Source organism: Nocardioides sp. (assembly GCF_035503875.1).
Lineage (GTDB): Bacteria > Actinomycetota > Actinomycetes > Propionibacteriales > Nocardioidaceae > Nocardioides.
Genome location: NZ_DATJTA010000074.1, coordinates 66,479 through 73,262, shown reverse-complemented (window position 1 = coordinate 73,262; position 6,784 = coordinate 66,479). Strand labels below are relative to the sequence as shown.

Annotated in this window: 8 protein-coding genes and 1 pseudogene; 6 read left to right on the top strand and 3 right to left on the bottom strand. The window is 71.5% G+C overall.

All coding sequences use genetic code 11. The annotated features are described in order from the left end of the window. Nucleotides 1-272 (top strand): annotated as a pseudogene (locus VMF51_RS17505) (integrase core domain-containing protein); the annotation flags it as partial. A gap of 8 nt (nucleotides 273-280) precedes the next feature. Next, the gene (locus VMF51_RS17500; protein WP_325475738.1) at nucleotides 281-2,191 is read left to right on the top strand and encodes an ABC transporter ATP-binding protein; all 1,911 of its coding nucleotides are present in this window, start codon (nucleotides 281-283) and stop codon (nucleotides 2,189-2,191) included. A gap of 10 nt (nucleotides 2,192-2,201) precedes the next feature. Here the strand turns inward: VMF51_RS17500 and VMF51_RS17495 are convergent, their stop codons facing one another. Beyond that, complete coding sequence (locus tag VMF51_RS17495; RefSeq protein WP_325475737.1) at nucleotides 2,202-3,149, bottom strand: SURF1 family protein; 948 nt, start codon at nucleotides 3,147-3,149, stop codon at nucleotides 2,202-2,204. 43 nt (nucleotides 3,150-3,192) lie between these two features. On the opposite strand from VMF51_RS17495, the gene moaA reads away from it, so the two are divergent. Further along, complete coding sequence (moaA, locus tag VMF51_RS17490; protein WP_325475736.1) at nucleotides 3,193-4,200, top strand: GTP 3',8-cyclase MoaA; 1,008 nt, start codon at nucleotides 3,193-3,195, stop codon at nucleotides 4,198-4,200. Between the two features lie 6 nt (nucleotides 4,201-4,206). On the opposite strand, the gene VMF51_RS17485 is transcribed toward moaA, so the two are convergent. Both VMF51_RS17485 and VMF51_RS17480 read right to left on the bottom strand, forming a co-directional pair. Then, nucleotides 4,207-4,437 carry an acetone carboxylase gene (locus VMF51_RS17485; RefSeq protein ID WP_325475735.1) on the bottom strand — a complete coding sequence of 77 codons (231 nt, stop codon included), beginning with the start codon at nucleotides 4,435-4,437 and terminating at the stop codon, nucleotides 4,207-4,209. A gap of 109 nt (nucleotides 4,438-4,546) precedes the next feature. Further along, entirely contained in the window at nucleotides 4,547-4,882 is a 336-nt protein-coding gene (locus tag VMF51_RS17480; RefSeq protein WP_325475734.1) for a DUF3099 domain-containing protein, read from the bottom strand. Nucleotides 4,883-4,969: 87 nt separating this feature from the next. Between VMF51_RS17480 and VMF51_RS17475 the strand changes: the two genes are divergently transcribed. From VMF51_RS17475 to fabI, 3 genes are all read left to right on the top strand, one after another. Continuing rightward, on the top strand, nucleotides 4,970-5,182 hold the full coding sequence (locus VMF51_RS17475; protein ID WP_325475733.1) for a dodecin: 213 nt from the start codon (nucleotides 4,970-4,972) through the stop codon (nucleotides 5,180-5,182). Nucleotides 5,183-5,247: 65 nt separating this feature from the next. Continuing rightward, the gene (gene fabG, locus VMF51_RS17470) at nucleotides 5,248-5,973 is read left to right on the top strand and encodes a 3-oxoacyl-ACP reductase FabG (RefSeq protein ID WP_325475732.1); all 726 of its coding nucleotides are present in this window, start codon (nucleotides 5,248-5,250) and stop codon (nucleotides 5,971-5,973) included. Nucleotide 5,974: 1 nt separating this feature from the next. Beyond that, nucleotides 5,975-6,757: an enoyl-ACP reductase FabI gene (gene fabI, locus VMF51_RS17465; RefSeq protein WP_325475731.1), complete on the top strand. Its 783-nt coding sequence runs from the start codon at nucleotides 5,975-5,977 to the stop codon at nucleotides 6,755-6,757. Nucleotides 6,758-6,784: the final 27 nt, after the last annotated feature.

Below are 6,784 nucleotides of genomic sequence, written 5' to 3'. Positions count from 1 at the left end.
CCGCTCCTACCTGTGGCGCGACACCTGCGCCGAGCTCGGCATCACCCCCAAGCGCACCCGGCCCTACCGGCCGCAGACCAACGGCAAGATCGAACGCTTCCACCGGACCCTGGTCGAGGGCTGGGCCTTCAAGAAGTTCTAACTCCGAATCCGCACGAATAGCCGCTCTGCCAGCATGGGTCCACGAGTACAACCACCACCGGCCCCACTCGGCCATCGGCAAGCGCTCACCCATCACCAGGTTGGACAACCTGGCTGGGCATTACAGCTAGGAGGCCTGATGTCAGGGATGTACGGCGCCGGCACGGCGTGGCGCAATCTGCGGTCGGACCGCAGCGTGGTCGACAACCGGATCGAGGCCAAGACGGTGCGCCGGATCCTCGGGTTCGCGCGTCCGCACCGGTCCCTGATCGCCGCCTTCCTCGTGCTGACCGTCATCGACGCCTCGACCGTCGTGGTCACGCCGCTGCTCGTGCAGCGGCTGCTCGACGACGGCATCGCCGGGGGCGACACCGGTCTGGTGACCGTGCTCGCCGTCGCCATGGCGGGCTTCGCCATCCTCAGCGCCGTGCTCGGCGTGTTCAGCGGCTGGCTGTCGTCCCGGATCGGCGAGGGCCTGATCTTCGACCTCCGCACGCGCGTCTTCGCGCACGTCCAGCGCCAGTCGATCGCGTTCTTCACCCGGACCCAGACCGGCGCCCTCGTCTCCCGGCTCAACAACGACGTGATCGGTGCCCAGCGCGCCTTCACCAGCACGTTGTCGAGCACGGTCTCCAACACCATCGCCGTGGTCGTCGTCGGCATCACCATGCTCGCGCTGAGCTGGCAGGTGACCCTGCTGTGCCTGGCCATGTTCCCGCTCCTGGTGCTGGTGGCGCGCTTCGTCGGTGCCCGCCTCGCGGGCCTGACCCGGGATCAGATGGACGGCAACGCCGACATGGGCAACGCGATGACCGAGCGCTTCAACGTCGGCGGCGCGATGCTGCTGAAGCTCTTCGGCCGGCGCGGCGAGGAGGACGACCTCTTCGCCGCCAAGGCGGCCCGGGTCCGCGACCTCGGTGTCCGCATCGCGCTGATCACCCGGATCTTCGCAGCCGCGATGGTCGCCGTCCCGGCCCTCGCCGTCGCGTTGGTGTACGGCGTGGGCGGGCATCTCGCGATCAGCGGGACCCTCACCGTCGGCACGCTGGTCGCGCTGGCCACCCTGCTGCTGCGGCTGCTCGGCCCGCTCCAGGGACTCTCCAACGTCCGCGTCGACGTGATGACCGCGTTGGTCAGCTTCGAGCGGGTCTTCGAGGTGCTCGACCTGCCCTCGACCATCCAGGAGAAGCACGGCGCGACCCGCCTGCCCGCCAGTGCCTCCCGGCTGGAGTTCGACCACGTCCACTTCACGTACCCGCGCGCCGACGACGTCTCGCTGGCGTCCCTGGAGGCGATCGCCCGGGTCGAGTCGCGCGATCACGCCGAGGTGCTCCACGACCTCACCTTCGTCGCCGACTCGGGCCAGATGGTCGCGCTGGTGGGCCCCTCGGGCGCCGGCAAGACGACCGTGACCCACCTGGTCGCCCGGCTCTACGACGCCGACAGCGGCGTCGTCCGGGTCGACGGCCACGACGTGCGCGACGTGACGCTGCAGTCGCTGGAGGACGCCGTCGGCTACGTCACCCAGGACGCCCACATGTTCCACGACACCGTGCGCGCCAACCTGCTCTACGCCCGGCCGGACGTGAGCGACGAGGACATCTGGGCGGCGCTGGAGGCGGCGCAGATCGCCGGGCTCGTCCGGGCGCTGCCCGACGGCCTCGACACGGTCGTCGGCGACCGCGGCTACCGGCTCTCCGGCGGTGAGCGCCAGCGGCTCGCGATCGGCCGGCTGCTGCTGAAGTCACCCTCGATCGTCATCCTCGACGAGGCGACCGCCCACCTCGACAGCGAGTCCGAGGCGGCCGTCCAGCGCGCACTCGACGCGGCCCTGGCCGGGCGGACGTCGCTGGTGATCGCCCACCGGCTCTCGACGGTCCGCAACGCGGACCTGATCCTGGTCATGGACGGTGGCCGGATCGTCCAGTCCGGCACCCACCTCGAGCTGCTCGCCCAGGGCGGGCTGTACGCCGACCTCTACCGCACCCAGTTCGTCGAGGACGACGGCACCTCCCCGGGGCCGGTCGAGGCCATCTGGGAGACCAGCTGACGGACCGTCGTCAGGACGAGCCGGAGGCGTCCGACCCGGTCGCGGCGTTGGTGCTCTCGGTGGTGTCCGGAACGGCGCTGTCCGTCGAGGGCGGAGCGCTGCGGGCGCGCTGGGCACCGGCCCGTCGACGAGCCTCCTCGGCGGCGACGGCCTGCTTGTACCGCTCCCGCCGTGCCCGGCGCGCGTCGCGTCCGGTCGCGCCGGGCCGCCGGTCCTTGCGGGAGGCCGGACCGCCGCGCCACTCGTCGTACGCGAACCAGCCGAAGCCGATCAGGGCCAGGACGCCGAAGAACCACCACTGCAGGCCATAGAAGAAGTGCGGGCCGTTGTCGAGGTCGGGCAGCTCGACGGCTTCGAGCGGCTCGGCGGCGGGCGGGTCCTCCGAGCGGAGCTCGACCCAGCCGCCGTACACCGGGAGGTCGAGCGCCGCGCCGATGGCGCTGCTGTCGATGGCGCGGGTCGAGCCGTCGACGACCCGGGTGCTGTCGCCGGATCCGTCGGCCCGGACGTAGCCGCTGACCGTGACCTCGCCGGTCGGCGGTGCGGGGACCTCCCCGATGTCGCCGCCCTGGTTGATCTTGGGCATCCAGCCGCGGTTGACCAGCAGGGCCGTGCCGTCGGCGGTCACCAGGGGGACGACGACGTCGACCCCGCTGTCCTTGGTGCTCGGGCTGGCGCTGTAGCGGACGATGACGGTCCGGGCGGGGTCGTAGGTGCCGGTGGCCGTCACGACCCGCCAGCTGTCCTCGTCGCGGACCTCCCGGCCGGGGGCCAGCACGTCGCCGACCGGCGCGGAGTCCCGGACCTCGTTGGCGCGGACCACGGCGTTGTCGGCCTTGCGGTCCTCGAGACGGTGGAACTGCCACTCGCCGAGCCACCACGTGGCGTACGCCACGATCGCGATCGCCGCCGCGAACAGCACCCAGCGACGGCTCAACAGGAACCCGAACGACCGCACTCACAGAGGCTATCCGCGACCGCCAGGCGCCTAGACTGCAGGGGTGCCGACATCGACCACCCGCGAGCTCTCGGACCGCTACGGTCGCGTCGCGCGCGACCTCAGGGTCTCCTTGACGGACAAGTGCAACCTGCGCTGTTCCTACTGCATGCCCGAGGAGGGCCTCGACTGGCTCACCAACGAGCGGCTGCTGACCGACGACGAGGTCGTCCGGCTGGTACGGATCGGTGTCGAGCGCCTCGGCATCGAGGAGGTCCGGTTCACCGGCGGTGAACCGCTGGTCCGCCGGGGGCTGGTCGACATCGTCCGGCGTACGCGCGAGCTGTCGGCCGACGTGGAGCTGTCGCTGACCACCAACGCGCTCGGCCTGGCCCGCACCGCCCCGGCGCTGCGGGAGGCGGGCCTGGACCGGGTCAACGTCAGCCTCGACACCGTCCGGCGCGAGACCTTCCACGAGATCACCCGGCGCGACCGGCTGGCCGACGTCGTCGCCGGCCTCGAGGCGGCGTACGACGCCGGCCTCGGCCCGGTGAAGATCAACGCCGTGCTGCTGCGCGGTGTCAACGACGACCAGGCGCCCGAGCTGCTGGGCTGGGCGATCGAGCGGGGCTACTCCCTGCGGTTCATCGAGCAGATGCCCCTGGACGCCCAGCACGGCTGGACCCGCGAGCAGATGGTCACCGCCGACGAGATCCTCGCCGCGCTGCAGGCGGTCTACGACCTGAGTCCCGCGGTCGAGCCGCGGGGGAGCGCGCCGGCCGAGCTGTTCCTGGTCGACGGCGGACCCGCGACCGTCGGGGTGATCGCCTCGGTGACCCGCCCGTTCTGCGGCGACTGCGACCGGGTGCGGCTCACCGCGGACGGCCAGGTGCGCAACTGCCTGTTCGCCCGGGAGGAGTCCGACCTGCGCACCGCGCTGCGGGCCGGCGCGAGCGACGAGGAGATCGCGGACCGGTGGGTCGTCGCGATGCGGGGCAAGCGCGCCGGGCACGGCATCGACGACCCGACATTCCTGCAGCCCGACCGGCCGATGTCGGCGATCGGTGGGTAGGACGACCTAGCGAGGGCCGGGGTCGTCCCGGTCCGGATCGTGCGGCTGGACGTCCTTCAGGAACGAGCGCGACCCGAGGAAGTCGGTCAGGCTCGCCCGGTGCTCGTCACAGGCCAGCCAGATCTTCCGGCGCTCCGGCGTGTGCAGGCGCGGGTTGTTCCAGAGCAGGTCCCACGTCGCGGGCGCCTGGCAGCCCTTGGCGGAGCAGAGGGCAGGTCCGGGGACGTCCGACGTCACGCTGGGGCTCCGATCGGGTGAGACGTGGACGTGGACGTGGTGCCGGAAAGCCACGGGGGGAGCTCGCCGGCACCACGCACGGAAGAGCCTCCCACGAGGCACAGGGAAATCACACCTGGTTCCTACCGTCGTCGGGCGGCCGAGTCGAGGACCCGAGCTCCGGGCGGTACGCCGTGTCGGCCAGGTCGAAGGCGTCCGAACGGGTCGTGACGGCGTTGGCCATCACCACCGCGACGTACGGCAGGACCAGCGCCCCCACGATCAGGATCGGCCACAGCCAGCCGATGCCGGCGAGCGCGGCGACGATCGCGCCCACGAAGCACAGCGAACGGAGGCTCATCGAAAGGATGTAGCGCTTCTGGCGCGCGGCGATGTCCGCGTTGCGATCACTCGGGGCGGTGGTGATCCGGACCGCCTCGGGATGGTGACGACGGTCCCTCGGCATACGCCCAGCGTACGTCGCCCGGCCTGGCGTCCGAACGGCCGTCCCCGGTGGCCTACGATCGGCCTCCCACGACCCACCGGAGGACCCATGACGAACCGCACCTACCGCGTCTCCGAGATCGTCGGCACCTCGCCCGACGGCATCGACGAGGCGATCCGCAACGGCGTGGCCCGGGCCGGTCGGACCCTGCGCCACCTGGACTGGTTCGAGGTGCTCCAGGTCCGCGGCCAGATCAAGGACGGCGCCGTCGAGCACTTCCAGGTCAGCATGAAGGTCGGCTTCCGCCTCGAGGACGACTGATCTGCGGCCTGAGGATCTGCCGCCCCGGTTCGGCGTACTGATTGGTAGTCGATAGCGTCCCTGGCGTGAGCGACACAGTGGAGTCCACGGCCCGGTCCGTCCTGGTCACCGGCGGCAACCGCGGCATCGGCCGCGCGATCGCCGAGGCGTTCGTCGCCAACGGCGACAAGGTCGCGGTGACGACCCGCAACGGCGGTGCACCCGAGGGTGCGCTCGACGTCCGGTGCGACATCACCGACCCCGAGGCGGTCGAGGCCGCCTTCGCGACCATCGAGGCCGAGCACGGCCCGGTCGAGGTCCTGGTCGCCAACGCGGGCGTCACCCACGACACCCTGCTCCTGCGGATGTCGGAGGAGGACTGGTCGTCGGTGATCGACACCAACCTGACCGGCTCCTACCGGCTCGCCAAGCGCGCCGCGAAGGGGATGCTGCGGCTGCGCCGCGGCCGCATCGTCTTCATCTCGTCCGTCGTGGGGCTGCTCGGCTCGGCCGGGCAGGTCAACTACGCGGCATCGAAGGCCGGACTCGTCGGCATGGCACGCTCGATCGCGCGGGAGCTCGGCTCCCGCTCGATCACGGCCAACGTCGTGGCGCCCGGGTTCGTCGAGACCGACATGACCGGCGTGCTCACCGACGAGCAGAAGGCGGCGATCAAGACGCAGGTCCCGCTGGGGCGGTACGCCGCTCCGGAGGAGATCGCGTCGACCGTGCTGTGGCTGACCGGCGACGGCGCGAGCTACGTCACCGGGGCGGTCATCCCGGTCGACGGTGGACTAGGGATGGGGCACTGACATGAGCGGAATCCTCGAAGGCAAGCGGATCCTCGTCGCCGGCGTGACGATGGACAGCTCGATCGGCTTCGCCACCGCCAAGGTGGCCCAGGAGCAGGGCGCCACGGTGCTCATCTCCAACTTCGGGCGGGCGCTCGGCATCACCCGGCGCATCGCCAAGCGGCTGCCCGTGGAGCCGCCGGTGCTCGAGCTCGACGTGACCGACCCCGAGCACCTCGCCGGTCTCGCGGACCAGGTCCGCGAGCACCTCGGCCCCGACGCGGGTCTCGACGGCGTCGTGCACTCGATCGCGTACGGCAACCCGGAGACGTTGCTCGGCGGCAAGTTCCTCGAGGGTCCCTGGGAGGACGTGGCGCAGGCCGTCCAGGTCTCGGCGTACTCGCTGAAGTCGCTGGCGATGGCCTGCAAGCCGCTGATGGGCTCCGGCGGCTCGATCGTCGGGCTCACCTTCGACGCGACGGTCGCGTGGCCGGCGTACGACTGGATGGGCGTGGCGAAGGCCGGCCTGGAGTCGACCTCGCGCTACCTGGCGCGTGACCTGGGTCCCGAGGGGATCCGCTGCAACCTGGTCTCCGCCGGACCGCTGAAGACCCTCGCCGCCAAGGCGATCCCCGGCTTCTCCGACCTCGAGGCGATGTGGGCGACGCGCGCGCCGCTCGGCTGGGACAACGCCGACCACACGCCGACCGCGAAGGCCGTCTGCGCGCTGCTCTCGGACTTCTTCCCGGCCACGTCCGGCGAGATCGTCCACGTGGACGGCGGCTTCCACGCGATGGGCGCGTAGGGAGCGAACGACACCCCGTCGGAAGGT